Origin of the sequence: Vibrio sp. FF145 (assembly GCF_041439075.1) — a bacterium.
Lineage (GTDB): Bacteria > Pseudomonadota > Gammaproteobacteria > Enterobacterales > Vibrionaceae > Vibrio > Vibrio tasmaniensis_A.
In genome coordinates this window covers 1-26,024 of the sequence record NZ_JBGONH010000016.1, presented here as the reverse complement: position 1 = coordinate 26,024, position 26,024 = coordinate 1, and the positions used below count along the sequence as shown (strand labels likewise).

Here is a 26,024-nt window from a genome sequence, read left to right as displayed (position 1 = left end):
GACTATTAAGCCAATCGCTCTACGTATTAAACCAACTGCTCAAAGTATTAAAACAGGCTAGACATTCTGTTTAAATCAGACTGAATTGCACCAGCTGTCACTTCACGACCAGCACCTGGGCCACGAATAACCAATGGATTATCTTTGTACCATTTGCTCTCAATCGCAAAGATATTGTCGCAAGGCAGTAAGTTCGCCAGAGCGTGTTCTTTAGATAACGCTTCAACGCCTACTGTTGCCTTACCATTCTTCTCTAAACGCGCTACGTAACGAAGAACCTTCTGTTGAGACTGCGCTTTCTCTAAACGCTCGGCCAACTCTTCACTCAGTACAGAAGCTTTATCAAAGAAGTCATCCACTGACAGATCTTGTAATTCTTCAGGTACCAATGATTCTACTTTGACGTTTTCAGGCTCAATATCTAAACCCGATTCACGCGCCAGAATCACTAGCTTACGCATCACGTCAGAGCCATCGAGGTCAGCTCGAGGATCCGGTTCCGTCAGGCCTTGTTGCCACGCTAAATCAACCAACTCGCTGAACGGCACAGTGCCATCAAACTGTTGGAATAACCAAGATAGAGTGCCCGAGAAGATACCTGACAGAGCAATAATATCGTCACCGCTTTCGCGCAGGTCACGTACCGTGTGGTTAATCGGTAAGCCAGCACCCACTGTCGCATTGTACAGCCAATGACGGCTGATCTTAGCGAAAGCATCTTGTACCTGATGGTAATACTCGCTTGATGCAGAACCTGCCACCTTGTTAGCTGAGATCAGGTGGATACCTTGTTGTGCGACTTGCAGGTATTTTGCAGCAAGCACCGGGCTTGCCGTAACATCTAACACAACCGCTTCATCGTAGCCCTGAATAGAACCCAAACGCTCTAGCCAGTCGTTGCCGTTATTGGCAATCGCTTCATCATCAAAACGCTTGCTCACAGAAGTCGCATCAATGCCTTGATCATCGAACCAATAAGTTTGGCTATCAATCACCGCAACCAATTCAAAGTTCATTCCACGACGCTTTTCAAGTTCCGCTTTTTGCTCAGCAAACAGGCTTAACCAACTTGAACCAATATTGCCCTTGCCACATAAAGCAATCGCAACACGCTTCTGCGCTTGGAACAGTTGAGAGTGAATGCCTTTCACTAGGCTTGATGTCTCACTCTTACGAATCACAGCGACTAAGCTCAAGCCAGAGTTCGCTTCTGAGATGAATTCAACTGGCGAGCTCTTGAGCTGCTGGTAGAAACCGTAGCAATGGTTCGGGTTCTTAGTCACACCCGCACCTACCGCCGCGATAAGAGAGAAACCTTCTTTGAGCTTAATCTCCGCTTCAATCGCGTGGTCTTGTAGATATTCTAATGCACCACCAGCGATCTCTTCTGTATAAGCAAGACGTAAGCAGTGCTGATCCGGTTCAAGCTCATAAGCAAGCGGCTCTAATTGAGCTCGCTTAAGCCCTTCCAGTACTTCACTTTCTAGACGGTCAAAATCATGGCCATGACCAAAGGTCAGCTGCACGATCAGAACTTCATCCAGAGAGGTAATAATTTTTGCGCCACGACCCGATGCCAGTACACGCTCTATCTGTGTAGAGCCCGCCTCCGGCTGGTAGCTGCAGCGCAAGCTGAGATCCATAGCACTTTGAGCCACAGGCTGTAGCGTTCGGCTATGGAGCACTGGAGCCGCCAGACGAGCGAGTTCACTCGCTTCATCAAGGCGAAGCAGAGGCAGTAAACACGCATCCGAAACCAAACGAGGGTCAGCGCTGTATACGCCCGCCACGTCACTCCAAATCGTCACACGTTCAACTTCAGCCAAGGCGCCAATCACAGTTGCTGAGTAATCCGAGCCGTTACGACCTAGCAGTACCGTTTCGCCTTCGCAGTTCTGAGCCATAAAGCCCGTAATCACCACTCGGCAATGCGTATGCTGAGCCAAAACTTCTTTAATCAGAGGATAAGAACGCGCGCGATCCACTTCGGGTTGAGCACCCGCTTCTGCACGTAAAAAGGCACGCGCATCTTGAGCAACTGCTTGTAAGTCATGTTGGCACAACAGAGCGGCTAACAAACGTGAAGACCAAACCTCACCGTGTCCTAACACCTGTGCTTTTTGCGATTCGCTTAGAGGAGCAGTTAGCTCACCCAAAGCAGTAAATTCTTGTTGAATAGCGGCCGTTAGCTGAGCCGCAGACTCACCTTCAAGCAGCGCTTCAATCAGCTCAAGTTGGAACTGACGAAGGGTTTGTAGACATTCGTGAGCGATACGACCATCTTTGTCGAGCGCTTCAACAAACTCAATCAAGCGGTTAGTTGTTTTACCCGCAGCTGATACCACGACCAAGTCAGTAGTTGATGAGTATTCTCTAAGAATATTGACCACGCGTTGGTAACACTCTGGGTTCGCTAAACTGCTGCCACCAAATTTATGTAGCTGGCGAAAGGTTGTCATTATTAAACCTCCCCTTCTGCGATAAAGCCTTGTGTTTTTTCAAACGCTTGCTTGAGATCATCAATCAAGTCTTCTGCATCTTCAAGGCCAACAGAAAGGCGCAGTAATTGTTGAGAAACACCCGCTTCTGCTAAGGCTTCTTCGCCCATAGCACGGTGAGTCATCGACGCTGGATGACAAATCAGGCTTTCAACACCGCCCAATGATTCAGCCAAAGAAAATAGCTCTAATTTATCCAAAAAATATTTAAGTGCCTCGAATGAACCCGCAAATTCAAAGCTCAACATTGAGCCAAAACCTGATTGCTGTTTCTTGGCAATATCATGACCCGGGTGTTCAGGCAGGCTTGGGTGGTAAATCGTACCCACCAGATCTTGTTGTTGCAGAGCCGTCAGAATTTCACGTGAGCTCTCTTCGTGAACGCGCATACGTGCACCTAGCGTACGAATACCACGTAGCGTCATGTAGCTATCAAATGGTGTGCCGGTTGCACCAATACAGTTACCCCACCATGCTAGCTCTTCAGCGTGCTCTTCTGTCTTAGTAACTACAACACCACCAATGACATCTGAGTGTCCGTTGATGTACTTGGTGGTTGAGTGGATAACAAAATCCGCACCCAGCTCTAAAGGCTTTTGGAACACAGGCGTCAAAAACGTATTGTCGACAGCAACCAGAGCACCTACTTCTTTCGCTTTACGGCAAGTTTCTGCAATATCAACCACACGAACCAATGGATTCGATGGCGTTTCGATTAAGATTAACTTTGGCTTAAGCGCGATCGCAGCATCCAGTGCGGCTTGATCCGATTGATCAACAAACAGAACTTTGAAGTCACCTTTGAGTGAGCGTGTGTTAAACAGACGGTAAGTACCGCCATAGCAGTCGTGCGGTGCAATAATAAGATCATCGCCACCTAAGAAAGCGGATACCCATAAGTTAAGTGCCGACGTACCACAGTTAGTAACAACTGCGCCTTTACCAGACTCAAGCTCAAATAGTGCCGTTTCTAATAGACCGCGGTTTGGGTTACCAGAGCGGGTATAATCGTACTTTGGCACTTCACCAAAAGCGGGAAACCCATAGTTAGTCGAAAGATAAATAGGTGGGACAACGGCATGGTGTTGCGTGTCTGACTCGATGCCAGTACGTACTGCTATGGTTGCTGGCTTCCGGCTGCTCATAGGTGCTTCCTTACAAGTTTTGCGTCTGAGAATCACAGCTGCTTGTCGGCATTTTGTGGCTGTGTTAGATATATGTTACTCACTTTACTTTCATAAACGTGAGACGTCAACACTTCTGGACGTCTATATGTCTTTGCTTATGGCAGTAAATCCCGCTAAAATCAGCACTATTAATTTATTCTAACAACTAAAGTGATGAAGGTACGCAATGGCCGACTGGAATGGTGAATACATAAGCCCATATGCTGAGCATGGAAAGAAAAGCGAACAAGTAAAGAAAATTACAGTTTCTATCCCTCTAAAAGTGTTAAAGGTTCTTACTGACGAGCGCACTCGCCGCCAGATCAATAACTTACGCCATGCAACAAACAGTGAGCTACTGTGCGAAGCCTTTCTACATGCGTACACAGGCCAACCACTGCCAACGGATGAAGACCTTCGTAAAGATCGTCCAGACGACATCCCAACTGAAGTCAAAAAACTGATGACAGAGATGGGCATCGAGTTCGAAGCGTTTGACGAAGAATAAAAACAACTCAGTCACCGCCTTCATTATTGATTCGCTATAGCTGAACCCTATTTGTCACATCACCCACTACGTTATCTGTAGCTGCGCTGTGAATGATAGACATAAAAAAACCGACTCCTATGAGTCGGTTTTTTATTATTCTTTTTCGCTCAATAGAGCAACAGCTACTGAGCTACTAAGCTACTAAGCTACTAAGCTACTAAGGCATTAAGCCATATAGTTGGCAGGCATCTCAATTCGAGCAACGCCAGACTCAACAGCCGCTTCAGCAACTGCTTTTGCAACGCGAGGAAGCAGACGCGGGTCCATTGGCTTAGGAATGATGTAACCCTTACCGAACTCCAGTGCAGTCTCACCCGCAGCTGCCAGTACTTCAGCTGGAACTTCTTCTTTTGCTAGTTCACGAATCGCTTTAACCGCCGCTAGCTTCATTTCGTCATTGATTTCGCTCGCACGCACGTCTAGTGCACCACGGAAAATGAATGGGAAACAAAGTACGTTGTTTACTTGGTTAGGGTAATCACTACGGCCAGTACCCATGATTAGGTCAGAACGAACTTCATGTGCAAGCTCAGGCTTGATCTCTGGATCTGGGTTTGAACATGCAAACACAACAGGCTTATCAGCCATCAGCGTAAGTGCCTTAGCTGGTAGCAGATTAGGACCCGATACACCCAAGAACAGGTCAGCGCCTTCGATAACATCTTCAAGCGTGCGCTTGTCGGTGTTATTTGCGAACAGCTCTTTGTATTCATTCAAGTCATCACGACGAGTGTGGATCACACCTTTACGGTCAAGCATGTAGATCTTCTCACGCTGAGCGCCACACTTAATCAGTAGCTCCATACAAGCGACCGCTGCTGCGCCAGCACCTAAACAAACGATCTTACACTCTTCCAGTTTCTTACCTTGAAGCTCGATCGCGTTAAGCATACCCGCTGCCGTTACAATCGCAGTACCGTGTTGATCATCATGGAAAACAGGTACATCACAACGCTCAATCAGGCGACGCTCGATTTCAAAACAGTCTGGTGCTTTGATGTCTTCTAGGTTAATACCACCAAATGTATCTGCGATATTCGCAACCGTATCAACGAACTCATCGATTGTGCGGTGTTTTACTTCAATATCGATAGAATCTAAACCAGCAAAACGCTTAAACAGTAGCGCTTTACCTTCCATAACTGGTTTAGAAGCAATAGGACCAAGGTTACCCAAGCCAAGAATTGCAGTACCGTTAGAGATAACTGCAACCATGTTGCCTTTACCTGTGTACTTATAAACGTTATCGACATTCTGTGCGATCTCGCGAACAGGCTCAGCTACGCCAGGACTGTATGCCAGTGCTAGGTCTTCTGCAGAGTTTGCAGGCTTCGTCAGTTCTACGGCAATTTTGCCTGGAATTGGGAACTCATGATAATCAAGAGCTTGCTGACGGAATTGTTCTTGAGGCGATAATTCTTGAGGGGATTGATCTTGGCGGCTGTCTTCAGACATAGGTGTAGGTTCCTAGGATATTATTATTTGGGGGATCTTGTTCATGTTAATGGATGTACTTCAAAGTTCCTAGGTGGTTGAAGCATCTGTATCATTAAAAAACGAGATTTCACTACTAATAAGACCAGTGGGCAGTTGAAATTACTGTCGCCTGCTCAACTTTAGAGCGAATTTCGAGGAAGGAGTGTTGGGGTAAGCGATGAAATAAAATTTACGCCAGTAACCTACCACTTTAAATGAGCTAATAATGAAATACGATTCAGTATTTTTTCAAATTTCAGGCAACAAAAAAGGACACCGAAGTGTCCTTTTTATGTCTAAATAGCGAGAATTACTTCTTGCTAGAAAGAGCACCGAAACGCTTGTTGAAGCGATCAACACGGCCGCCTGTATCTACGATACGTTGCTTACCAGTGTAGAACGGGTGACATTTGTCACATACGTCTAGGTGGATTGATTCTTTTGCTAGCGTTGAGTTGAACTCAAATGTGTTGCCGCAAGAACAAGTTGCAGAAACTGCTTTGTATTCTGGGTGGATACCAACTTTCATGGGAAAACCTCAATTAGGCCGCGTCGCCATCCGATTCTAAGCCGGACACCACACGTAGTTAAAAAATAAATAAAGACACCGCTGTATCACTAAACCGCGATAAAGCCATACCTTTAAGGCGCAGTATAGTAATGAATCTGTGAGGTAGGATCAACTGATTTGATACATTTTTCACCAACACTGTCCTTAAACCTTCCATTAAGCGTTATTTTCTGGCTCCAGTAGCATTCAAGCCTCAAGTAAGCTCTGTCATCTAAACTGCTCCTCGAATTTAACGCCCTTATCCATTAGACTGTTCGCTCTCGTCAACTCAGATAAAGCCGTCCCTTTATGCGTCCAATGATTGCCCGTGTGGCACTGCCTGTTCCACTCGACAAGCAGTTCGATTACAAGATTCCTAGCCGCCTATTCCCGATTATTGGCGGTCGAGTCTCTGTGCCTTTTGGACGACAAACCTTAACCGGTATCGTGACGGCTCTGGTTAACGAATCAGAATTCGAGCTCGACAAGCTCAAGCCGATTAAAGCCTTATTAGACAACCAACCCGTTTGGCCTGAATCGGTCTATTCACTCTTGGTATGGTGCAGTCAGTTTTATCAGTACCCTCTTGGCGAAACCTTGGCTAACGCTCTGCCCAGCGCTTTACGAAAAGGCAAAGCTGCCGATTTCGCGACGCTTGTCGAGTGGCAACTGACCCCATCAGGTAGAGATCAACTGATGCAAGGCTTTGGTCGCGCCGTCAAACAAGCCAAAGTGATGCACATGCTTGAACACGGCCCAGTTCCTCATCAAGAGTTCATTGATGAAGAGGTGGGCAGCGCAGTACTGAAGACGTTGGAAGAAAAAGGCTGGATTGAGTCGGTAGAGAAAAAGCCGAAGCGTAAACCATGGCCAGTTGAACTCGAAAACGACCAAGACAAGCCTAAACTCAATGCAGAGCAAGCCATCGCGATTGCGACAGTAAACAGCCAAACCGATTTTGGGTGCTTCTTGCTAGAGGGTGTCACAGGCTCGGGCAAGACCGAGGTCTACCTGAATATGATCAAGCCGATTCTCGACCAAGGCAAACAGGCGTTAGTGTTAGTGCCCGAGATCGGTCTAACCCCTCAAACGATTAACCGCTTTAAGCGACGCTTTAATGTGCCTGTTGAGGTTATCCATTCTGGTTTAAACGATTCTGAGCGACTGAATGCTTGGTTATCGGCGCGTGATAAAATAGCGGGCATTGTGATCGGTACTCGTTCAGCTCTGTTCACACCGTTCGCGGATCTGGGCATTATTATTGTCGATGAAGAGCACGACGCCTCTTATAAGCAGCAAGATAGCCTACGCTACCACGCTCGTGATGTTGCCATCATGCGTGCTCATAAAGCGCAGATTCCGGTTGTGCTAGGCTCGGCGACTCCGGCCTTTGAAACGCTGCACAATGCTCAGATCGGTAAATACAATTACCTCACCCTGACCTCACGCGCAGGTGTCGCGCTGCCGACCACCAATAAAGTGTTGGACGTTAAGGGGGAATATCTAGAAAGTGGCTTGTCTGCGTCGTTGATTGCTGAAATGCAAAGACACCTCAAAGCAGGCAACCAAGTGATGTTGTTCCTCAATCGTCGTGGGTTTTCTCCCGCATTAATGTGTCACGATTGTGGTTGGACAGCAGAATGTAAGCGTTGTGATGCCTACTACACCTATCATCAATACAGCAATGAGATGCGCTGCCACCACTGTGGCTCGCAGCAGCATATCGTGCATCATTGCCAAGGTTGTGGTTCAGCAAACTTAGTGACAGTAGGTGTTGGTACCGAACAGTTAGAGGCTCAACTGGGTCAACTATTCCCTGAATACAAAACAATTCGTATTGACCGAGACAGCACTCGCCGCAAAGGCAGTTTAGAAAGCGCGTTAGAATCGATTCGTAAAGGTGAATACCAAATTCTGATTGGTACACAGATGCTTGCTAAAGGGCATCACTTCCCGGATGTGACACTTGTGGCATTGCTGGACGTTGATGCCTCTTTATATAGCAGTGACTTCCGCGCCTCTGAGCGATTGGCTCAATTGTTTACTCAAGTCGCCGGTCGAGCAGGACGAGCCAGTAAGCCGGGGGAAGTTATCTTACAAACTCACCATCCAGAACACGGCTTATTACAGGCATTACTGCACAAAAACTACAACCACTTTGCTCAGACTGCATTAGCAGAGCGTAAACAAGCGATGTTGCCGCCTTATACCTTCATGACTCTGTTTAGAGCGGAAGCCAATGACACTCGCTTAGTGGAAGAATTTTTGCGTCAAGTGCGCCACACATTGGAATCGCATCCGTTATTTGACCAATATTGTATGGTGCTAGGGCCAACCCCTGCACCACTAGCCAAACGAGCAGGTAAATCTCGCTGGCAGCTTATTTTACAAACACAGACTCGCTCGTTGATGCAAAAGCTATTAATGAGCGCCAAGCCAGTAATCAATATGTTACCCGCTGCGAAAAAAGTCCGTTGGTCACTCGATATTGAGCCGCAAGATCTGAGCTAAACCCACTTGGGTTAAAACTAATGATAAGTTTGTTCACAAATATTTCATATTTCTCGTGAGCAACTTCACACTAGTCATGTGATTTTTGTTAATCTAGCCGTAACTTTACATGGGTGAAACGAATAAAATATTGCAATAAAAAAAGTGTTAGCAACACTTTCACAATATCTATTCGATTACATTTATTATTCATGCCTTAGATACTTAGGCAGCAAAGGAATTAAAAAGAGGGTTTAATTTATGGCGACAATGAAGGATGTTGCCCAGCTAGCAGGCGTTTCAACAGCTACGGTATCACGTGCATTGATGAACCCTGAAAAAGTCTCGGTTTCTACTCGTAAGCGAGTTGAGACAGCAGTACTTGAAGCTGGATACTCACCCAATACATTAGCTAGAAACTTACGTCGCAACGAATCAAAAACCATCATCACTATTGTTCCTGATATCTGTGACCCGTATTTCGCAGAGATCATTCGTGGTATCGAAGATGCCGCAGTAGAAAATGACTACCTCGTTTTACTGGGTGATAGCGGCCAACAGAAGAAGCGTGAGTCTTCATTTGTTAACTTAGTATTCACCAAACAAGCTGACGGCATGCTACTACTTGGCACCGACCACCCGTTTGATGTCAGTAAGCCTGAACAAAAAAATTTACCGCCGATGGTGATGGCGTGTGAGTTTGCCCCTGAGCTTGAACTCCCTACCGTACACATCGATAACCTGACCTCAGCATTTGAAGCGGTGAATTACCTAGCTCAGTTAGGCCATAAACGTATTGCTCAAATCTCTGGTCCTATATCGGCAACGCTTTGTAAGTTCCGACAACAAGGCTACCAACAAGCGCTACGTCGTGCAGGAGTATCAATGAATCCTGCCTACAGCACTGTCGGCGACTTTACCTTTGAAGCGGGCGCTCAAGCTGTTCGTCAATTACTCGCTCTTCCTGAACAACCTACAGCGATCTTCTGTCATAACGATGCGATGGCCATCGGCGCGATTCAAGAAGCGAAAAAATTAGGCTTACGCGTTCCTCAAGACCTATCGATTGTCGGCTTTGATGACATCCAATTCGCTCAATACTGCGATCCACCGCTAACCACTATTTCTCAGCCTCGTTATGAGATTGGACGCCAAGCAATGTTGATGATGCTCGACGTACTTAAAGGCAACGATGTGCAAGCGGGGTCGCGTCTGCTTGAAGCCAAATTAGTCGTTCGAGGTAGTACAGCGCCGCCTCGAATCTAATCTGAAGAAATATCCTTATAATTCTGCGGCACATTTTGATGTGCCGCTTCCATTTCTGCACTGTTATCCTCGCTCAATCTGGATTACCATGAGAGCAGAATCAGCAACTATTGAATTGTCTTGTGGCTAATAGAGATTATGTAAAGCGCGGTCGTGGCACAAAAAAACCGACCAAGAAACAAGCCCCTCGCCGTAAACCATGGCGTAGTGGTCTTTTGGCGATCCTCCTTGCCGGTGGTTTTGGTTACGGTCTTTACCTATTGAGTAATGATCCTGAGCCGCCAGCACCGACTCCAGTGGTAACCAAACCAAAGCCTAAGCCGAAACCAGCAAAAGTAATTCCGCCGCCTCCAGAGGAGAAGTGGGATTACGTTGAAACCTTGCCAAGTCGTGAGATTGAAGTAAAAGCCAAAGAGCAACAGATCTCGAAGATCCCTTACATCATGCAATGTGGCGCTTACAAAACCTCAAGCCAAGCTGAAGCACGTAAGTTGGATATTGCTTTCCAAGGTATCTCAAGTTCAATCCGTAAAAAAGATGGAAGTAGCTGGTACCGTGTGGTTCTAGGGCCATATAAATTGAAGCGTGATGCAGAGCGAGATCGCCATAAGCTGCAGCGAGCGAAAATCGAACCTTGTGCTATTTGGAAAGACACCGAGTAGTTTTAGATTCAGCGGCAGTCGCAGTCTTAATCTTAGCAAAAGCCGAAAACCAAACACCGAAAGCCTCCCATTGTGGAGGTTTTCTTTTATCTACACCCTTTAGCCAAATTTCCTTACAACTTCCGCCGATAAGTTGCGCGACATCACTCGACCTTCCTTGAATTATCCGAGCACCATCCTCATATACTTTTTATACCCAAAGATAAGAAATATTAAGAGGCCCTACTCGTGACTACCATTGTATCTGTACGTCGTAATAATAAAGTCGTCATCGCGGGTGATGGACAAGTATCTCTAGGCAACACCGTAATGAAGGGCAATGCCCGTAAAGTACGTCGCCTATACAACAACAAAGTACTGGCTGGTTTTGCTGGCGGTACCGCAGATGCTTTCACGCTATTCGAAAAATTTGAAAGCAAGCTGCAAATGCACCAAGGCCACCTAACCAAAGCTGCCGTTGAGCTGGCGAAGGATTGGCGTAGCGACCGTGCTCTACGAAAATTAGAAGCACTGCTAGCAGTAGCGGATGAAACTGCTTCATTGATCATCACAGGTAACGGTGACGTAGTTCAACCAGAGAACGACCTGATTGCTATCGGTTCGGGCGGTAACTTCGCTCAAGCAGCAGCCACTGCACTATTAGAAAATACAGATTTAGATGCGCGTGAAATCGCAGAAAAGTCGCTGAACATTGCGGGCGATATCTGTGTATTCACCAACCATCACCACACTATTGAAGAACTAGAAAGCACCGTTGAGCTACCAAAGCCAGAATAACGACCGCTTCCATCAATAACGTTGTATTCAACAGTGATTAAAGAATTAAGGAAAAACCATGTCTGAGATGACTCCTCGCGAAATTGTTCACGAACTCAATCGCCACATTATCGGCCAAGACAACGCTAAGCGCTCAGTGGCTATCGCTCTTCGTAACCGCTGGCGTCGTATGCAGCTTGAAGAAAGTCTGCGTGTTGAAGTATCACCAAAAAACATCCTGATGATCGGCCCAACCGGTGTAGGTAAAACTGAAATTGCTCGCCGTCTAGCTAAACTAGCAAACGCGCCTTTCATCAAGGTAGAAGCGACTAAGTTCACTGAAGTTGGCTACGTTGGTAAAGAAGTTGAGACCATCATCCGGGATCTAACGGACGTTGCCATCAAGATGACACACCAACAAGCGATGGAAAAAGTACAGTACCGCGCTGAAGAACAAGCTGAAGAACGCATTCTTGATGCCCTTCTACCACCAGCACGTGATGCTTGGGGTCAGAACGAGCAATCAACTGAAGACACTACTTCTTCAAACACTCGCCAGATTTTCCGCAAGAAACTGCGTGAAGGTAAGCTAGACGACAAAGAGATTGAAGTTGATGTAGCGGCGCCACAAATGGGTGTTGAAATCATGTCACCTCCAGGCATGGAAGAGATGACTAACCAGCTACAAGGCATGTTCCAAAACCTCGCTGGCGACACCAAGAAAAAGCGTAAGATGAAAATCAAAGACGCATTCAAAGCACTGACTGAAGAAGAAGCGGCGAAGCTTGTGAACCAAGAAGAGCTAAAAGAGAGCGCGATCTTCAACGCTGAAAACAACGGCATCGTATTCATCGATGAGATCGACAAAATCTGTAAGCGTGGCGACAGCTCAGGCCCAGATGTATCTCGTGAAGGTGTTCAACGTGACCTACTTCCTCTTATCGAAGGCAGCACAGTATCAACTAAGCACGGTATGGTTAAAACTGACCACATCTTGTTTATCACTTCAGGTGCATTCCAAGTGGCTAAGCCATCAGACCTGATCCCTGAACTGCAAGGTCGTCTACCAATCCGGGTTGAACTTGAAGCGCTTTCTGCGCATGACTTCAAACGTATTCTTACTGAGCCAAAGGCATCACTGACAGAGCAGTACATTGCCCTGATGAAAACAGAAGATGTCGGCATTGAGTTCACTGAAGATGGCATCAACCAAATTGCTGACGCAGCATGGCGTGTGAACGAAACCACTGAAAACATCGGTGCACGTCGTCTACACACCGTCATGGAGCGCCTAATGGATGAGATTTCATTCGACGCAACAGACCGAGCAGGCAGCAAATTGGTGATTGATGAAGCTTATGTAATATCTAAGCTTGGCGAGCTCGTAGAAGACGAAGACCTAAGCCGCTTCATCCTGTAGCACACCAAACTCCAACTTATTGCTCTATCTCAAAGAAATAGCAGCTAATAAGCGAATTCAAGGCCCACTTTCGAGTGGGCTTTTTATTACCTGAAAAATGGGCGTATACTCAAATCACAGTATGAAACGAAGACTTACAAAGAATTAGACCTACGATGAAACAATCTCTACTGATTTGGCTTGATGCCGCACGCCCAAAAACTCTGCCTCTCGCACTTGTCTCTATTCTTACAGGAAGTAGTTTAGCGTTCGCTGGCGGTCATTTTTCTTTATCAATCGCACTATTGGCTTTTTTAACCGCCACTCTATTACAGATTCTGTCAAACTTAGCCAATGACTATGGCGACGCGGTAAAAGGCACAGACAACGAAAACCGTCTAGGGCCAACACGTGCAATGCAATCTGGCGCGGTGACCGCGAAAACCATGAAGCAAGCGATCATCCTCAACATTGTATTTACCATGCTCGCTGGGCTGATTCTTATCTTTCATGCCTTAACCTCGATTGAGAGTATCTTATCTTTCATTGCGTTAGGCGTATTAGCCATTGTTGCAGCCATCGCTTACACCGTCGGCAATAAACCTTATGGTTATATTGGCCTTGGCGACTTATCGGTATTTATCTTCTTCGGTTTGTTAGGCGTTTCAGGGACTTATTTCTTACACACTGGCCATGTTGAACCAAGCCTATTCCTTCCGGCATTGGGCTGTGGATTAATGGCGGTTGCGGTACTCAATATCAACAACATGCGTGATATTGAAAACGACAGCGAATGTGGCAAACGCACCATGGCTGTTCGCCTAGGGCAGCGCAAAGCCAAACACTATCATTTTGCACTGCTTGGGCTCGCCCTTGCCTCTTTCGCTATCTACCTACTGATTCAAGAGAAACCGGTCTGGTTCAGCCTGCCGTTTTTACTGAGCATTATTATTGTTTATAAGCACGGTAAGGCCGTTTGGGAAACCGAAAAGCCAGCACAGATTGCACCAATGATGCCCGTGATAGTGAAATGTTCACTGGTCACTAACCTATTGTTTGCAGGGGTTGTCGTAGCTCAAACTCTATTGAGTTAAATGAGACTAATCATTGCAAAGGGATCAAGCACCGATATACTCAAAGTAAGCTCATTGTTCAAAAGGTATACTAATGGAATACAACACTTCAGCACTGTGCGACATATATTTGGATCAAGTTGATGTCGTGGAGCCAATGTTCAGCAACTTCGGTGGACGTGCATCCTTCGCAGGACAGATCACGACATTAAAGTGTTTTGAAGACAATGCTTTAATTCGCTCCGTATTAGAACAAGATGGTTTGGGCCGTGTGTTGTTAATCGATGGTGGCGGCTCACTGCGTAAAGCGCTGATCGATGCTGAGATTGCCCTACTTGCTGAAGACAATGAGTGGGAAGGTATTGTGGTTTATGGCTGCGTACGCGAAGTCGATGAGCTAGAAGACATGAATCTTGGTATTCAGGCTTTAGCCTCTATTCCTGTGGGTGCAAGCCAAGAAGGTGTCGGCGAATTGGATGTACCTGTGAACTTTGGCAGCGTGACCTTCTTACCGGAAGATTACCTCTATGCAGACAACACTGGCATTATTCTTTCGGCAGAGCCTTTGGATGTAGAACTCGATCTGGATGTTGAAGAAGAAGAGGCCGAGTAACTCACTCAGCTTCAAATAATAAAATAAGCCATAGAACACAAAGCCTAAGAATACAAACGAAAACGCCCGCTACTGAGTAGCGGGCGTTTTTTTAAATCTGAAGAGTCGATTACTCTACGTCATCCATTTTACCAAGAAGGTTACGGATGCGATCTTGCCATGCTGAATGCTCTTCCTGCATTTGCTGAGTTTTTTGCTCTAGCTCGTGACGGCTTGCTTTAAGCTCATCAGCTTCTGTTGCTAGTGCTTGTTTCTCTTCTTTAAGCTCTTCCACTTCCATTTGAAGAAGTGCAATTGTATCTACTGCTGTTTGAATTTTTGCTTCTAGCTGCTCTAGTACTTCAAAAGACATTCTGGCCTACCTTTAAGTTATCCGTTTGATGGTGAAGGTTCACTCCACTTATTTCCCCATTCTACTCAGCAGAGCAAGGATAAACACTCAATATATTCGATATTTTGCGCCATTCGATGAAAAAAACAGCGCTTTTTACCGAATATTGACGTGAGTGATTACCGCCACAAGGGCAAACCGATTATTTTGATGAATAATAACTGTTTTCCACTGCGAATTGATCGAGAGCAATCTCCAAAAAACAAAAAAGCAAACGTTTCCTTTGGGATATGGTAAAATTCGCCGCGAAATTTCTATTCCCCCTTTGATAATTTTGGAGTCCGCATGAAACGCGATTTAGCAATGTCATTCTCTCGTGTCACAGAAGGTGCAGCACTAGCTGGTTACAAGTGGCTTGGTCGTGGCGATAAAAACGCTGCAGATGGCGCTGCTGTAGAAGTAATGCGTAGCCTACTAAACAAAACCGAAATTAGCGGTGAGATTGTTATCGGCGAAGGTGAAATCGATGATGCACCTATGCTATATATCGGTGAAAACGTCGGTGTGGGCGGCGATGCTGTCGATATCGCCGTAGACCCAATTGAAGGGACTCGCATGACAGCAATGGGTCAATCAAATGCATTGGCGGTATTGGCTGCAGGCGAAAAAGGCAGCTTCCTTAAAGCGCCTGACATGTACATGGAAAAATTGGTTGTTGGCCCTGGTGCTAAAGGCGTAATTGACCTAGAGCTGCCACTAACAGAAAACCTAGAAAACATCGCTAAAGCACTAGGTAAAACACTCGATACGCTAGTAGTAACCACACTGGCTAAGCCTCGTCACGATCAAGTCATTGCCGACATGCAAGCCATGGGCGTTCGTGTATTTGCTGTGCCAGACGGTGATGTTGCTGCTTCTATCCTAACGTGTATGCCAGACAGCGAAGTAGACGTCATGTACTGCATCGGCGGCGCGCCTGAAGGTGTCGTTTCGGCTGCTGTTATTCGCGCACTCGACGGCGACATGCACGCACGTCTGCTTCCTCGTCATGAAGTAAAAGGCGATACAGAAGAGAACCGCAAACACGGTGAGCTTGAATTAGAGCGTTGTGCAGAAATGGGCGTAACGGCGGGCATCGTCTTGAAAATGGAAGACATGGCACGCAGCGATAATGTTGTGTTCTCGGCAACAGGTATTACTAAGGGTGATCTTCTAGAGGGCATCACTCGCACAGGCAATATCGCAACCACAGAAACTCTGCTTATCCGTGGTCGCTGTCGTACGATTCGCCGCATCAAATCTATCCACTACCTAGAGCGTAAAGACCCAGAAGTAATCGGTCACATCCTGTAGACCTAAACTAGCTCTAACAGAAACGTTCCAAGGCTGATACCAAGTATCAGCCTTTTGTTTTATTAGTGCACCAGAATCTCACCATTTGCTGTCGCTAGAGTAAAACGCTGTCTATATAGTAAATCCCCATCAATATAGTAAATGGTTTGCTTTATAAACACCTTGCCTCATAATAGTAAGGTTGATGAGGTAGGGATAGTATGAAAACAAGCGACAAAATCTTACAGACCATTAAGCGTCAAGGCGCGGTAACCGCGAAACAACTGTCAGAAGAATTTGGCATGACGACAATGGGTGCAAGGCAACATCTGCAAAGTCTGGAAGATGACGGTATTCTTGCGTTTCATGATGTGAAAGTAAAAGTGGGTCGCCCGACTCGCCACTGGTCCCTGACTCAACAAGGCCATAGCCAATTTTCAGACCGACACGGTGAACTCACTATTCAAGTAATTGATGCCGTAGAAAATCTATTCGGTAAAGAAGGGTTAGCTAAGGTTGCTGCCGAGCGAGAACAACACACTCTGAAGCAGTATCAATCTGCACTGTCTGGCTGTGATTCGCTCATGAGTAAGCTTGAAAAACTCACACAGCTTCGTGAAGACGAAGGCTACATGGCTGAACTTCAAGAGCATGATGAGCACTACATCTTAATTGAGAACCACTGCCCCATCTGCAAAGCAGCAACTCGTTGCCCTAGCCTATGCCAATCTGAGCTCAATGTTTTCACTGAACTGCTCAAAAATGAGTGTCATGTAAACCGCACTGAACACATTATTGCCGGCGAGAGACGCTGTACTTACACCTTAACGCCCACGCCTTTATCGTAATACCAAGCGCTAAGGGCTAGTCCCAACCCACCGATTTCGTCTCAATATTGAGAAAATGAGAATAGATTAAAATTTGTACAAATTTATTTCTTAAGCTTAAAGCATATGAAACACGCTTAATGCTAAGGAAGGAATCATGGCACAGCCACAGCCAAATCAAAAACTGCCCCCCTTTGATGAACTGGTCCAACTCGCCAAAAGCGATCCGAAAGCATTCAATCAATTCAAACATGAGATGTGCGAACAGATGATTTGTTCGGCCTCAGAAACTATGCAAGACAGGCTACGCGCTCAGCAAAGTCACATCGATTTGGTGGTCGGTCGCTGTAAAAACCCACATCATGTTAATGTCGTGCTCATGCAAGAGCTCCGCTGTCAGGTCTGTAAATTCCAAGATGCACTCGAAGGTCGCTGTAGTTTTGAAGAACCTAAACCTGAAAATGTCGTGCCTTTCAGGCCGAATACAGAACCCAAAATGTACTAAAAGTAGAAAAGTATTAAAAAGAAAAAGGGAGCACAAGGCTCCCTTCTTACTTATCAATCATTCAACCTTTAAACGGGATCTTCACCGTAATCATTACGGCCTTCTGTGCCTTTCAACAAACCACACTCAATCAGAATCCATAAGCCACACACTAACGCTGCAACGGTCGCAACCATATGGATTGGCGATACCGGCTCAGTGGTCGTCGCAGCCATTGGCGAAGCCAAACGACCCAGTACTAGGGGCACATTTAGTAGTAACCAGTAATTCGACTTATTGCGGTCGTGCCAGCGCTTAGCGGTGACCGCAAGATCTGGGATCACTAGCAGCAATAGGAATACTGGCAGTAGGATGTAAGAGTAAGCAGGGAACAACACAGAGATACCAGAAGCAAAACCAGTAATCGCTATGTAGTAGAAAATATTCCAAATCCAGTAAGTCTTACGACCAATTCTCCCTTTGAAAGAGAGCAGTAAATCTTTCATCGACATCTTAAAACACTCAAAAATTAATACGCTACCAAAAAGTTAGCAGCAAATAGTTAGTGAATCACTTTTAGTTAGTTGATTATTTTTAGCTAGTTAATCACTTTCTGAAAGCAACTTTTATCCATATCCCGTATGTTGACCGTTAGGCTACGGATATGGCTTGCCTGTTCTTGTAAGGTTTGCATTAACAAACGCGACAATTCTCTTTTCTGTTCTTCAGTACGTCCAGAAAGTAACTCGAAGCTAATATGAACAAAATCTACATTGTCCTCTTCATCACCGACCAACCAGTTATGACAGCGTAGTGAACGAGACTTCACAGAAGGTACATCAAACAAACCACAGTTTAATGTAACTTGATGAAGGTCTTCCAGTAAACCTTGGATATTCACTCGCTCATCCACTGAATTTGAGTACTCTAGAACTAGATTCGGCATTATTACTTCCTATTGTTAACGCAATCGTTTGTCCCTTAATAGCAACTAACGATGAAAAATCCGAGAAGTTAGCTATTATTCTGTCTGCCGGATCACTGATATTTGCTCAAAATCTACTCTGACCATTGAGTAAGATCCAAGAAAGTCATGACCACAGTCATGATCTGTTGATATTATTCTGTTATATTATTTCGTAATAAAGTTTACTTTTTTACATTCGATTTATTTAAATACTTTGGAGATATTCCTATGCGTCATCCTGTAGTTATGGGTAACTGGAAACTAAACGGCAGCAAAGAAATGGTTGTTGATCTACTAAACGGTCTTAACGCTGAACTTGAAGGCGTAACAGGCGTAGACGTAGCAGTTGCTCCACCAGCACTTTTCGTTGATCTTGCTGAGCGTACGCTTACTGAAGCGGGCAGCGCTATCATCCTAGGTGCTCAAAACTCTGACCTAAACAACAGCGGTGCATTCACTGGCGACATGTCTCCAGCAATGCTTAAAGAGTTCGGCGCATCTCACATCATCATCGGTCACTCTGAGCGTCGTGAATACCACGCTGAGTCTGACGAATTCGTTGCTAAGAAATTCGCATTCCTAAAAGAGAACGGCCTAACTCCAGTTCTTTGTATCGGTGAATCTGAAGCACAAAACGAAGCAGGCGAAACTGTTGCTGTATGTGCTCGTCAACTTGACGCTGTTATCAACACTCAAGGTGTTGAAGCTCTTGAAGGCGCTATCATCGCTTACGAACCAATCTGGGCTATCGGTACTGGTAAAGCAGCTACAGCTGAAGATGCACAGCGCATCCACGCTCAAATCCGTGCACACATCGCAGAGAAATCTGAAGACGTTGCTAAGAAAGTTGTTATCCAATACGGCGGTTCTGTTAAGCCAGAAAACGCAGCAGCTTACTTCGCACAACCAGACATCGACGGTGCTCTAGTTGGCGGCGCAGCACTTGACGCGAAAAGCTTCGCAGCTATCGCTAAAGCAGCAGCTGAAGCAAAAGCTTAATTTAAACTTCACCGTTTAGATTAGATGAAAGGTCAACTTAGGTTGGCCTTTTTTGTGCCTGCCGTTTGTAAAAACTCAAACGACAGGCACAAAAAAACCGCTGAACAATCAGCGGTTTTTAATATTTTTTAAGCGAACGCTAAGCTTGGCTTAGAATAACTCTTCTGCAACGCGGAACAACTCAGAACGGTCTGGGTTCTGCATGTTCTCGATACAGTCGATGATATCGTGGTGAACAAGAGCTTCTTTCTCGATACCAACACAACGACCACCTTGACCTTCTTGAAGAAGGTGAACAGCGTAGTTGCCCATACGAGAAGCCAGTACACGGTCAAATGCAGTAGGACGACCACCACGTTGAATGTGACCAAGAACGGTTGCGCGAGTCTCACGACCTGTTGCCGTTTCAATCTCTTTAGCCAATTCGTTCGCGTCCATCATTAGTTCAGTTAGAGCGATAATTGCGTGCTTCTTGCCTTTCGCAATACCATCTTGGATATTGCTGATTAGCTGATCTTTATCTAGGCCAGTCTCAGGTGTAATGATGTACTCACAACCACCCGCGATTGCTGACATAAGCGTAAGGTCACCACAGTGACGGCCCATGATTTCAACAATAGAAATACGTTGGTGAGAAGAAGACGTATCACGTAGACGGTCGATTGAATCGATAACAGTGTTAAGCGCAGTTAGGTAACCGATAGTGTAATCAGTACCCGCGATATCATTATCGATTGTGCCTGGAAGACCGATACATGGGTAACCCATCTCAGTCAGTTTCTTAGCACCCATGTAAGAACCGTCACCACCGATAACAACAAGTGCTTCGATACCGTGCTTCTTAAGGTTCTCGATGCCTTTCTCACGAACAGCCACGTCTTTGAACTCAGGGAAACGTGCAGAACCTAAGAAAGTACCACCACGGTTGATCACGTCAGATACGCTTGAACGGTCAAGCTTTTCGATACGGTCTTCCACAAGGCCTTGGTAGCCGTCGTAAATGCCGTAAACTTCAATGCCAACTGATAGCGCAGTACGAACTACACCGCGAACTGCTGCGTTCATGCCTGGAGCGTCACCACCACTGGTCAAAACACCGATCTTCTTAATCATGCTCACCCTCGATTTTTGGGAATCTATTATTCAATTCTTGTTCTTGCTGATTGTATATCAACAAGATTTTAAATCTATATTTGTACGTTATGTTACATTTCCTCAACAGGAATAGCACTTAAATCACGTAAAATTATGTAACATTTCTACTTCTGTAAGAGTATTACAGTTTTACTCAATAACTTTGTTGATTCACATCAGAATCAACATTAATTGTTACTAAGGTGATTTTTGAATCACCTTTGAGTTAGCAATTTTTACTCACTTTAGTTCAAAAGCCATTCACTTGCCATTTGCTGCCTAATTTTTAGACGCATTACCATGAGTGAAATTTCTGCTGCTTCTCTGGGCCAAATACGACCGAATATGGATCTTGATGAATTAATACATCAGCATCAGGGAACACTGAAATAAGCTTGTCCTCTACTTCGTCAGAAATGCGGTGAGCTTCAATCAGTGGGATATTATCTTCGAGTTCTAAATGCAATTGAATGAAACGAACAGGCCCAGAACGGCGCGTTCTTAGTTGATGTACACCCAGTACCCCTTCCACACTCAACGATGCCTCTTTAATTTGCTTGAGCTCTTCATCGGGTAGCTTGTGATCAAGTAGAGATTGCACCGCTTCCATCGCCATTTGGTAAGCACTGTAAAGAATGTAGATGCCGATACCAATCGCGAATACCGAGTCTGCTTGACCGATACCAAACCAGCTCAGTGCTAGCGCCAGCATAATCGCCGCATTCATATAGAGGTCAGATTGATAATGCAGTGAGTCAGCCGCAATGGCTTGGCTACCCGTTTTGCTCACAACATGCTTTTGGAATCGAACCAAACCGAAGGTCATGACCATTGCGAACAAGCTGACATAAATACCAATTTCAGGAGAGTTCAGTTCATGCGGTCGGAAGAAACGTTCAATACCGTTAAGAATAAGGAAACAAGCTGAACCAGAAATAAACATCGCTTGTGCTAATGCAGCAAGAGATTCGGCCTTGCCATGACCAAAGGTATGTTCTTTATCAGCTGGCTGCAGAGAGTAACGAACCACCACAAGGTTGACGACAGAAGCGGCGATATCCAACAGTGAGTCAACAACAGAAGCTAATAAACTGACTGAGCCTGTCACCCACCACGCTGCAACCTTCACAACCAATAATATGGAGGCAATGATGGTGGCAGCCCAAGCGGCGAGCGTAACTAAACGTGCGTATTCTTGTTTCATAAATTGGCTATAAAGTGACTGATAGCACAAAGTATAACCCGCAAAACACCGATTGAATATGACAGCTAGGATCTAATACATTCATTTTAAAGATCAAAAAAAGCGGCACTAGGCCGCTTCTTTCTAAACACTTTCAATCAATCCAGCTTTTTCAAACCATGAATTACTTGTCTTTGTTCATGCGTTTTTCCATTTTGTCCGCACATTTAGCCATGCGATCTTGCTGGATTTCTTTCAGTTGAGTCTTCTGTTCAGGTGTTAGTACGCTCATCATTTGATGTTGCTTCTTCAGCATGGTTAAACGACGCTCTGTTTGCTTCTCTACCATTTGGCTTGCTAGGTCGTTTGCCGCCGCTTCATCAAAGGTATCGGCTAGAACTAAATCTTGAACTTTCTCGTGGTGCGCTTTCATCTGCGCCATCTTGTCCGCTTTATTACCTGAATGCTTTGCTTTCATCTCAGCACGGTTCGCTTCACGCATCTCTTTTAGCTCTGCTTTTTGAGCATCCGTCAGATCCAGTTGACGCATCACTTTTTTGTCAAAGCCGCCACACTTGCCGTGCATGCCTTTGTGGTCACCTTTATCGCCACCGCCATATGCGAACGCGCTTGCTGTACCTAACATAAGTGGAAGTGCCGCAGCTACTAGTACAAGTTTCTTAGTCATTTTCATAATTTTTGCCTCAATTCGGTATAATCAGTCATGTGTTGCGTTTGTTTTCAGCGCTTAGATATAGATTAGTCTTTCCCTCGTAAAGCGACGTTTAGAAAGCGTAAAGAATCGTAAAGAGTGAAAGTTGACGAATAATTAGCAGTATTATTAACCTATAAACAACTGATTAAGGCTTCCCAATGGCGAACATTCTTCTTATTGATGACGACACCGAGCTAACCGGCTTACTTAAAGACATACTGAGCTTTGAGGGGTTCACTGTTTCCGAAGCCAATGACGGCTATGCGGGGTTGGAAGCTATCAATGATGAGATAGATTTGATTCTTTTGGACGTGATGATGCCGCGCCTTAACGGTATGGAAACGCTAAAGAAACTAAGAGAAAATTGGGAAACGCCAGTACTGATGCTGACAGCTAAAGGTGAAGAGATCGACCGTGTTATTGGCCTTGAGCTTGGCGCAGATGATTACTTGCCAAAGCCTTTCAGTGACCGAGAGCTGCTCGCTCGTATTCGTGCCATCTTACGTAGAACGCAGATCAACACCGCTCCTAAAGCAGCCAGTGATAAGATTCAATATCAAGACATTGAAGTATTTCCAGGTAAACAAGAAGCTTATTGTAATGGCCAGCTTATCGATCTTACCACCACCGAGTTCGCTTTGCTGAGTCACCTAATCCAGAACCCAGGGCAAGTGATCACCAAGGAAGCGTTGAGTTTGGATGTTCTGGGTAAAAGGCTTGCAGCATTTGACCGTGCGATAGACATGCACATATCCAACCTGCGTAAAAAAATTCCAGAACGCAGTGACGGTAAATCTCGCATCAAAACCTTACGAGGCCGTGGTTACTTATTGGTAGAGGAAGATTAATGCGTATCCCTAAAATCACCAGCTTATATGGACGTATCTTTGCTATCTTTTGGTTCACCATGTTACTGGTGCTTTTGTCGGTACTGTCACTTCCCCATTTAGACCCGCGAGTGGCGCGCGATGTGCCTGCCGATCATCTCGATAAACTCGAACGTATCGCTAAATTCACAGAAAAGCGCTACGCCAAAGAATCTAACCTGGGAAAAATAGTGTTCCAACTTGAGGCACCGCGTAGCCGCAAGGATTCTCGTGCTCGTATTTACCTAACCGACCTTGAAGGCGCGGTCCTTACATCGAAAAGACACTCAAATTACAAACTTAAAGCGATTCGTAATTTTGTTACCTCGATAGATAACCCTGAATTACCCAAGCAAAAGTTATACGGACATTACATGGTAGCAGGGCCAGTCCCTATCACACTCGCTGGAGAAGAATTACTGATGTATGCCGGAGTAAAATGGAACCAACCTCCTCCATTTTTGCTGCGCTTATTTGATAGACCTTTACAGTTATTGCTTGCGGTAATGCTAGCAAGTACCCCACTGCTATTATGGTTAGCTTGGGCATTGAGCCAACCTGCTCGTAGGCTTGAACGCGCAGCACAACGTGTGGCGAAAGGTCAGTTTGAGGTCGATCCCACACTCGAAAAAGGCACCTCAGAATTCAGACAAGCGGGTGAGAGCTTTAACCAGATGGTCGAAGCGGTTAATCAGATGATTTCGGGGCAACAACGCCTACTTTCAGATATCTCACACGAGCTACGATCGCCATTGACCCGCCTTCGCATGGCCAATGCTCTTGCGATTCGTAAACAAGGTGAGAGCCAAGAGTTAGAACGTATTGATATGGAAGCTCAGCGATTAGAACAAATGATCAGTGAGCTACTGACGCTATCACGCATGCAGGTCGACAGCCATATTACTCGTGAGGTTCAGCCTATTTCGAGCTTATGGGAAGAGATTTTAAAAGATGCAGAATTTGAAGCTGAACAGATGGGTAAATTACTGACGTTTTCAGAGATCCCAGATCGTTCTATTTCGGGTAACCCTAAGCTACTGATGAGTGCCTTGGACAATATTACGCGCAATGCTATCTACTACGGTAAAGACCAAGTCGATGTGCAATTCGATGTTGTCCAAGATCGGCTGACGATTTGCGTCAATGATAATGGCGATGGTGTGCCTGATGACGAACTGGATTCTATCTTTAGACCTTTCTACCGAGTTTCAACGGCGCGAGATCGTAACTCTGGCGGCACAGGGCTTGGCCTAACCATTACAGAGAGTGCGATTCGTCAACACAGCGGAACCATCACTGCAAGCCGTAGCCAGCTCGGTGGATTACAACTCAAAATCACCCTGCCTATCCTGCCAGTGTAATACCCCTACAAAGATCGCAGTTGATAATGATTTCCATTATCATTATGGTAAGTCCTCTAATTAAGGAGGATTTACCATGTCACACTCTTTTCCTGCTCTACCCTACGCCTACGACGCCCTAGAACCTTACATTGACGCTAAGACGATGGAAGTGCATTACAGCAAGCACCATAGAACCTACTACGATAAGTTTGTTGCGGCGATTTCTGGCAGTGAACTTGAGCAGCAATCTCTGACCGAGATCTTCGCTAACATCTCTCAGCACAGCCCTGCCGTTCGCAACAATGGCGGCGGTTACTACAACCATATTTTATATTGGAACTGCATGGCTCAAGATGGCGGGGGTGAACCAGCAGGTAAACTTGGCGACGCGATCCAAAGTACTTTCGGAGATTTCGAGACGTTCCAAGATCAGTTCGCTCAAGCGGCAATCAATACCTTCGGTTCAGGCTTTGCTTGGTTGGTAGTAGAAGAAGGACAACTGAAAATCATCTCGACCTCAAACCAAGACAACCCGTGGATGGATACCATCGCCAGCAACGGTGAGCCGATTCTTGCACTGGATGTCTGGGAACACGCCTACTACATCAGCTACCAAAACCGTCGCCCTGATTACATCAATGCATGGTGGAACGTGGTGAATTGGAATGCGGTTTCTGAAAACTACGCACAAGCACTCGCGAATAAAGCGTAAGCCAATGGTGGTGAACTGTACTCACTCAGCTTGCCACCGTATACTCTGGCTATCTTTGATTATTCTTGTGAACCAACATGTTTGATATCGCTCTATACGAACCTGAAATTGCGCCCAATACGGGTAACATCATCCGCCTATGTGCTAACTGCGGCGCAAACCTGCACCTGATTGAGCCGCTTGGCTTTGATTTTGAAGAGAAGAAAGTTCGTCGTGCTGGCTTGGATTACCACGACCTAGCGCGTGTTAAGCGTCACAAGAACCTAGAAGCCTTTCTTGAGTATCTAGAGAATGAACGCGAGGGTGACTTCCGCATCTTTGGTTGCACGACAAAGACCACAGGTCACCACGTGGATGCGAAATTCCAACAAGGTGATGTGTTGATGTTTGGCCCTGAGACACGTGGCCTGCCTGCAGAGTTCATCGAAAGCATGCCAATGGAACAACGCATTCGTATTCCAATGATGCCAGATGCGCGTAGCCTCAACCTATCTAACGCGGTTGCTATTATTGCATTCGAAGCGTGGCGACAAATGGGCTTTGAAGGCGCGGTATAACCGAACGCTCACCCCCTGCTAGCAATAAAAAAGGTTCATCGCGGCTTTCCGGGGAAAGCCGCTTTTATCTTCAAG

General features: G+C 45.7%; 26 protein-coding genes. 16 read left to right on the top strand and 10 right to left on the bottom strand.

Annotated features, from left to right (window positions below; all coding sequences use genetic code 11):
• Positions 1-47: 47 nt before the first annotated feature.
• Both ACED42_RS08220 and ACED42_RS08215 read right to left on the bottom strand, forming a co-directional pair.
• Positions 48-2,459: a bifunctional aspartate kinase/homoserine dehydrogenase II gene (locus tag ACED42_RS08220; RefSeq protein WP_371702123.1), complete on the bottom strand. Its 2,412-nt coding sequence runs from the start codon at positions 2,457-2,459 to the stop codon at positions 48-50.
• Between the two features lie 2 nt (positions 2,460-2,461).
• Positions 2,462-3,643: an O-succinylhomoserine (thiol)-lyase gene (locus ACED42_RS08215; RefSeq protein WP_371702122.1), complete on the bottom strand. Its 1,182-nt coding sequence runs from the start codon at positions 3,641-3,643 to the stop codon at positions 2,462-2,464.
• Between the two features lie 208 nt (positions 3,644-3,851).
• Between ACED42_RS08215 and metJ the strand changes: the two genes are divergently transcribed.
• Positions 3,852-4,172 (top strand): met regulon transcriptional regulator MetJ, encoded by a 321-nt coding sequence (metJ, locus tag ACED42_RS08210; RefSeq protein WP_004729686.1) that lies wholly within the window; start codon positions 3,852-3,854, stop codon positions 4,170-4,172.
• Between the two features lie 207 nt (positions 4,173-4,379).
• Here the strand turns inward: metJ and ACED42_RS08205 are convergent, their stop codons facing one another.
• Both ACED42_RS08205 and rpmE read right to left on the bottom strand, forming a co-directional pair.
• Positions 4,380-5,669, bottom strand: a complete 1,290-nt coding sequence (locus tag ACED42_RS08205; protein ID WP_009848885.1) for a malic enzyme-like NAD(P)-binding protein — start codon at positions 5,667-5,669, stop codon at positions 4,380-4,382.
• Between the two features lie 331 nt (positions 5,670-6,000).
• Positions 6,001-6,219, bottom strand: a complete 219-nt coding sequence (gene rpmE, locus ACED42_RS08200; protein ID WP_009848884.1) for a 50S ribosomal protein L31 — start codon at positions 6,217-6,219, stop codon at positions 6,001-6,003.
• Positions 6,220-6,549: 330 nt separating this feature from the next.
• Here rpmE and priA point away from each other — a divergent pair, with 330 nt between their 5' ends.
• From priA to rraA, 7 genes are all read left to right on the top strand, one after another.
• Entirely contained in the window at positions 6,550-8,751 is a 2,202-nt protein-coding gene (priA, locus tag ACED42_RS08195; protein WP_371702120.1) for a primosomal protein N', read from the top strand.
• A gap of 240 nt (positions 8,752-8,991) precedes the next feature.
• Positions 8,992-9,996, top strand: a complete 1,005-nt coding sequence (cytR, locus tag ACED42_RS08190; protein ID WP_009848882.1) for a DNA-binding transcriptional regulator CytR — start codon at positions 8,992-8,994, stop codon at positions 9,994-9,996.
• Between the two features lie 122 nt (positions 9,997-10,118).
• The gene (locus ACED42_RS08185) at positions 10,119-10,658 is read left to right on the top strand and encodes an SPOR domain-containing protein (RefSeq protein WP_009848881.1); all 540 of its coding nucleotides are present in this window, start codon (positions 10,119-10,121) and stop codon (positions 10,656-10,658) included.
• A 228-nt stretch (positions 10,659-10,886) separates the two neighbouring features.
• Positions 10,887-11,435: an ATP-dependent protease subunit HslV gene (hslV, locus tag ACED42_RS08180; RefSeq protein WP_004729692.1), complete on the top strand. Its 549-nt coding sequence runs from the start codon at positions 10,887-10,889 to the stop codon at positions 11,433-11,435.
• A 58-nt stretch (positions 11,436-11,493) separates the two neighbouring features.
• Positions 11,494-12,834: an HslU--HslV peptidase ATPase subunit gene (gene hslU / locus ACED42_RS08175; RefSeq protein ID WP_009848880.1), complete on the top strand. Its 1,341-nt coding sequence runs from the start codon at positions 11,494-11,496 to the stop codon at positions 12,832-12,834.
• Between the two features lie 155 nt (positions 12,835-12,989).
• Positions 12,990-13,907 carry a 1,4-dihydroxy-2-naphthoate polyprenyltransferase gene (locus ACED42_RS08170; protein ID WP_371702118.1) on the top strand — a complete coding sequence of 306 codons (918 nt, stop codon included), beginning with the start codon at positions 12,990-12,992 and terminating at the stop codon, positions 13,905-13,907.
• Between the two features lie 73 nt (positions 13,908-13,980).
• The gene (gene rraA, locus ACED42_RS08165; RefSeq protein WP_009848878.1) at positions 13,981-14,499 is read left to right on the top strand and encodes a ribonuclease E activity regulator RraA; all 519 of its coding nucleotides are present in this window, start codon (positions 13,981-13,983) and stop codon (positions 14,497-14,499) included.
• A gap of 109 nt (positions 14,500-14,608) precedes the next feature.
• On the opposite strand, the gene zapB is transcribed toward rraA, so the two are convergent.
• Positions 14,609-14,851 (bottom strand): cell division protein ZapB, encoded by a 243-nt coding sequence (gene zapB / locus ACED42_RS08160; protein WP_371702117.1) that lies wholly within the window; start codon positions 14,849-14,851, stop codon positions 14,609-14,611.
• A 324-nt stretch (positions 14,852-15,175) separates the two neighbouring features.
• Here zapB and glpX point away from each other — a divergent pair, with 324 nt between their 5' ends.
• The 3 genes from glpX to ACED42_RS08145 all read left to right on the top strand — a co-directional run bounded on the left by glpX (position 15,176) and on the right by ACED42_RS08145 (position 17,494).
• Positions 15,176-16,183: a class II fructose-bisphosphatase gene (gene glpX, locus ACED42_RS08155; protein WP_009848876.1), complete on the top strand. Its 1,008-nt coding sequence runs from the start codon at positions 15,176-15,178 to the stop codon at positions 16,181-16,183.
• A 200-nt stretch (positions 16,184-16,383) separates the two neighbouring features.
• Complete coding sequence (locus ACED42_RS08150) at positions 16,384-17,010, top strand: helix-turn-helix transcriptional regulator (protein WP_371702115.1); 627 nt, start codon at positions 16,384-16,386, stop codon at positions 17,008-17,010.
• Positions 17,011-17,146: 136 nt separating this feature from the next.
• The gene (locus tag ACED42_RS08145) at positions 17,147-17,494 is read left to right on the top strand and encodes a DUF3135 domain-containing protein (RefSeq protein WP_012604966.1); all 348 of its coding nucleotides are present in this window, start codon (positions 17,147-17,149) and stop codon (positions 17,492-17,494) included.
• 68 nt (positions 17,495-17,562) lie between these two features.
• Here ACED42_RS08145 and ACED42_RS08140 read toward each other — a convergent pair whose 3' ends face one another.
• A complete protein-coding gene (locus ACED42_RS08140) occupies positions 17,563-17,985 on the bottom strand; it encodes a DUF805 domain-containing protein (protein WP_009848873.1) in 423 nt (140 codons plus the stop codon).
• Between the two features lie 86 nt (positions 17,986-18,071).
• Positions 18,072-18,419, bottom strand: a complete 348-nt coding sequence (locus ACED42_RS08135; RefSeq protein ID WP_004729703.1) for a 5-carboxymethyl-2-hydroxymuconate Delta-isomerase — start codon at positions 18,417-18,419, stop codon at positions 18,072-18,074.
• A gap of 249 nt (positions 18,420-18,668) precedes the next feature.
• On the opposite strand from ACED42_RS08135, the gene tpiA reads away from it, so the two are divergent.
• Positions 18,669-19,439 carry a triose-phosphate isomerase gene (tpiA, locus tag ACED42_RS08130; protein ID WP_012604968.1) on the top strand — a complete coding sequence of 257 codons (771 nt, stop codon included), beginning with the start codon at positions 18,669-18,671 and terminating at the stop codon, positions 19,437-19,439.
• Positions 19,440-19,589: 150 nt separating this feature from the next.
• On the opposite strand, the gene pfkA is transcribed toward tpiA, so the two are convergent.
• From pfkA to ACED42_RS08115, 3 genes are all read right to left on the bottom strand, one after another.
• Positions 19,590-20,552, bottom strand: coding sequence for a 6-phosphofructokinase (pfkA, locus tag ACED42_RS08125; protein WP_009848871.1), 963 nt, complete (start codon positions 20,550-20,552; stop codon positions 19,590-19,592).
• A gap of 316 nt (positions 20,553-20,868) precedes the next feature.
• Positions 20,869-21,777: a CDF family cation-efflux transporter FieF gene (fieF, locus tag ACED42_RS08120; protein ID WP_009848870.1), complete on the bottom strand. Its 909-nt coding sequence runs from the start codon at positions 21,775-21,777 to the stop codon at positions 20,869-20,871.
• Positions 21,778-21,940: 163 nt separating this feature from the next.
• A complete protein-coding gene (locus ACED42_RS08115) occupies positions 21,941-22,450 on the bottom strand; it encodes a CpxP family protein (RefSeq protein WP_012604971.1) in 510 nt (169 codons plus the stop codon).
• A 179-nt stretch (positions 22,451-22,629) separates the two neighbouring features.
• Here ACED42_RS08115 and ACED42_RS08110 point away from each other — a divergent pair, with 179 nt between their 5' ends.
• From ACED42_RS08110 to trmL, 4 genes are all read left to right on the top strand, one after another.
• Positions 22,630-23,319 carry a response regulator gene (locus tag ACED42_RS08110; protein WP_009844719.1) on the top strand — a complete coding sequence of 230 codons (690 nt, stop codon included), beginning with the start codon at positions 22,630-22,632 and terminating at the stop codon, positions 23,317-23,319.
• Entirely contained in the window at positions 23,319-24,698 is a 1,380-nt protein-coding gene (gene cpxA, locus ACED42_RS08105) for an envelope stress sensor histidine kinase CpxA (RefSeq protein WP_012604972.1), read from the top strand. The genes ACED42_RS08110 and cpxA overlap by 1 nt, the downstream gene beginning before the upstream one ends.
• A 76-nt stretch (positions 24,699-24,774) precedes the next feature.
• The gene (locus ACED42_RS08100) at positions 24,775-25,392 is read left to right on the top strand and encodes a superoxide dismutase (protein ID WP_012604973.1); all 618 of its coding nucleotides are present in this window, start codon (positions 24,775-24,777) and stop codon (positions 25,390-25,392) included.
• A 77-nt stretch (positions 25,393-25,469) separates the two neighbouring features.
• On the top strand, positions 25,470-25,949 hold the full coding sequence (gene trmL / locus ACED42_RS08095; RefSeq protein WP_371702113.1) for a tRNA (uridine(34)/cytosine(34)/5-carboxymethylaminomethyluridine(34)-2'-O)-methyltransferase TrmL: 480 nt from the start codon (positions 25,470-25,472) through the stop codon (positions 25,947-25,949).
• Positions 25,950-26,024: the final 75 nt, after the last annotated feature.

Excerpts from the sequence above, each read along its gene's own strand:
- tpiA (WP_012604968.1), top strand. The coding sequence starts at position 18,669 with ATGCGTCATCCTGTAGTTATGGGTAACTGGAAACTAAACGGCAGCAAA.
- cpxA (WP_012604972.1), top strand. The coding sequence starts at position 23,319 with ATGCGTATCCCTAAAATCACCAGCTTATATGGACGTATCTTTGCTATC.
- fieF (WP_009848870.1), bottom strand. The coding sequence starts at position 21,777 with ATGAAACAAGAATACGCACGTTTAGTTACGCTCGCCGCTTGGGCTGCC.
- ACED42_RS08110 (WP_009844719.1), top strand. The coding sequence starts at position 22,630 with ATGGCGAACATTCTTCTTATTGATGACGACACCGAGCTAACCGGCTTA.
- ACED42_RS08145 (WP_012604966.1), top strand. The coding sequence starts at position 17,147 with ATGGCACAGCCACAGCCAAATCAAAAACTGCCCCCCTTTGATGAACTG.
- trmL (WP_371702113.1), top strand. The coding sequence starts at position 25,470 with ATGTTTGATATCGCTCTATACGAACCTGAAATTGCGCCCAATACGGGT.
- ACED42_RS08150 (WP_371702115.1), top strand. The coding sequence starts at position 16,384 with ATGAAAACAAGCGACAAAATCTTACAGACCATTAAGCGTCAAGGCGCG.
- ACED42_RS08135 (WP_004729703.1), bottom strand. The coding sequence starts at position 18,419 with ATGCCGAATCTAGTTCTAGAGTACTCAAATTCAGTGGATGAGCGAGTG.
- hslU (WP_009848880.1), top strand. The coding sequence starts at position 11,494 with ATGTCTGAGATGACTCCTCGCGAAATTGTTCACGAACTCAATCGCCAC.
- ACED42_RS08170 (WP_371702118.1), top strand. The coding sequence starts at position 12,990 with ATGAAACAATCTCTACTGATTTGGCTTGATGCCGCACGCCCAAAAACT.
- ACED42_RS08100 (WP_012604973.1), top strand. The coding sequence starts at position 24,775 with ATGTCACACTCTTTTCCTGCTCTACCCTACGCCTACGACGCCCTAGAA.
- priA (WP_371702120.1), top strand. The coding sequence starts at position 6,550 with ATGCGTCCAATGATTGCCCGTGTGGCACTGCCTGTTCCACTCGACAAG.
- ACED42_RS08215 (WP_371702122.1), bottom strand. The coding sequence starts at position 3,643 with ATGAGCAGCCGGAAGCCAGCAACCATAGCAGTACGTACTGGCATCGAG.
- ACED42_RS08140 (WP_009848873.1), bottom strand. The coding sequence starts at position 17,985 with ATGTCGATGAAAGATTTACTGCTCTCTTTCAAAGGGAGAATTGGTCGT.
- rraA (WP_009848878.1), top strand. The coding sequence starts at position 13,981 with ATGGAATACAACACTTCAGCACTGTGCGACATATATTTGGATCAAGTT.
- rpmE (WP_009848884.1), bottom strand. The coding sequence starts at position 6,219 with ATGAAAGTTGGTATCCACCCAGAATACAAAGCAGTTTCTGCAACTTGT.
- metJ (WP_004729686.1), top strand. The coding sequence starts at position 3,852 with ATGGCCGACTGGAATGGTGAATACATAAGCCCATATGCTGAGCATGGA.
- ACED42_RS08205 (WP_009848885.1), bottom strand. The coding sequence starts at position 5,669 with ATGTCTGAAGACAGCCGCCAAGATCAATCCCCTCAAGAATTATCGCCT.
- ACED42_RS08220 (WP_371702123.1), bottom strand. The coding sequence starts at position 2,459 with ATGACAACCTTTCGCCAGCTACATAAATTTGGTGGCAGCAGTTTAGCG.
- glpX (WP_009848876.1), top strand. The coding sequence starts at position 15,176 with ATGAAACGCGATTTAGCAATGTCATTCTCTCGTGTCACAGAAGGTGCA.
- cytR (WP_009848882.1), top strand. The coding sequence starts at position 8,992 with ATGGCGACAATGAAGGATGTTGCCCAGCTAGCAGGCGTTTCAACAGCT.
- zapB (WP_371702117.1), bottom strand. The coding sequence starts at position 14,851 with ATGTCTTTTGAAGTACTAGAGCAGCTAGAAGCAAAAATTCAAACAGCA.
- ACED42_RS08115 (WP_012604971.1), bottom strand. The coding sequence starts at position 22,450 with ATGAAAATGACTAAGAAACTTGTACTAGTAGCTGCGGCACTTCCACTT.
- pfkA (WP_009848871.1), bottom strand. The coding sequence starts at position 20,552 with ATGATTAAGAAGATCGGTGTTTTGACCAGTGGTGGTGACGCTCCAGGC.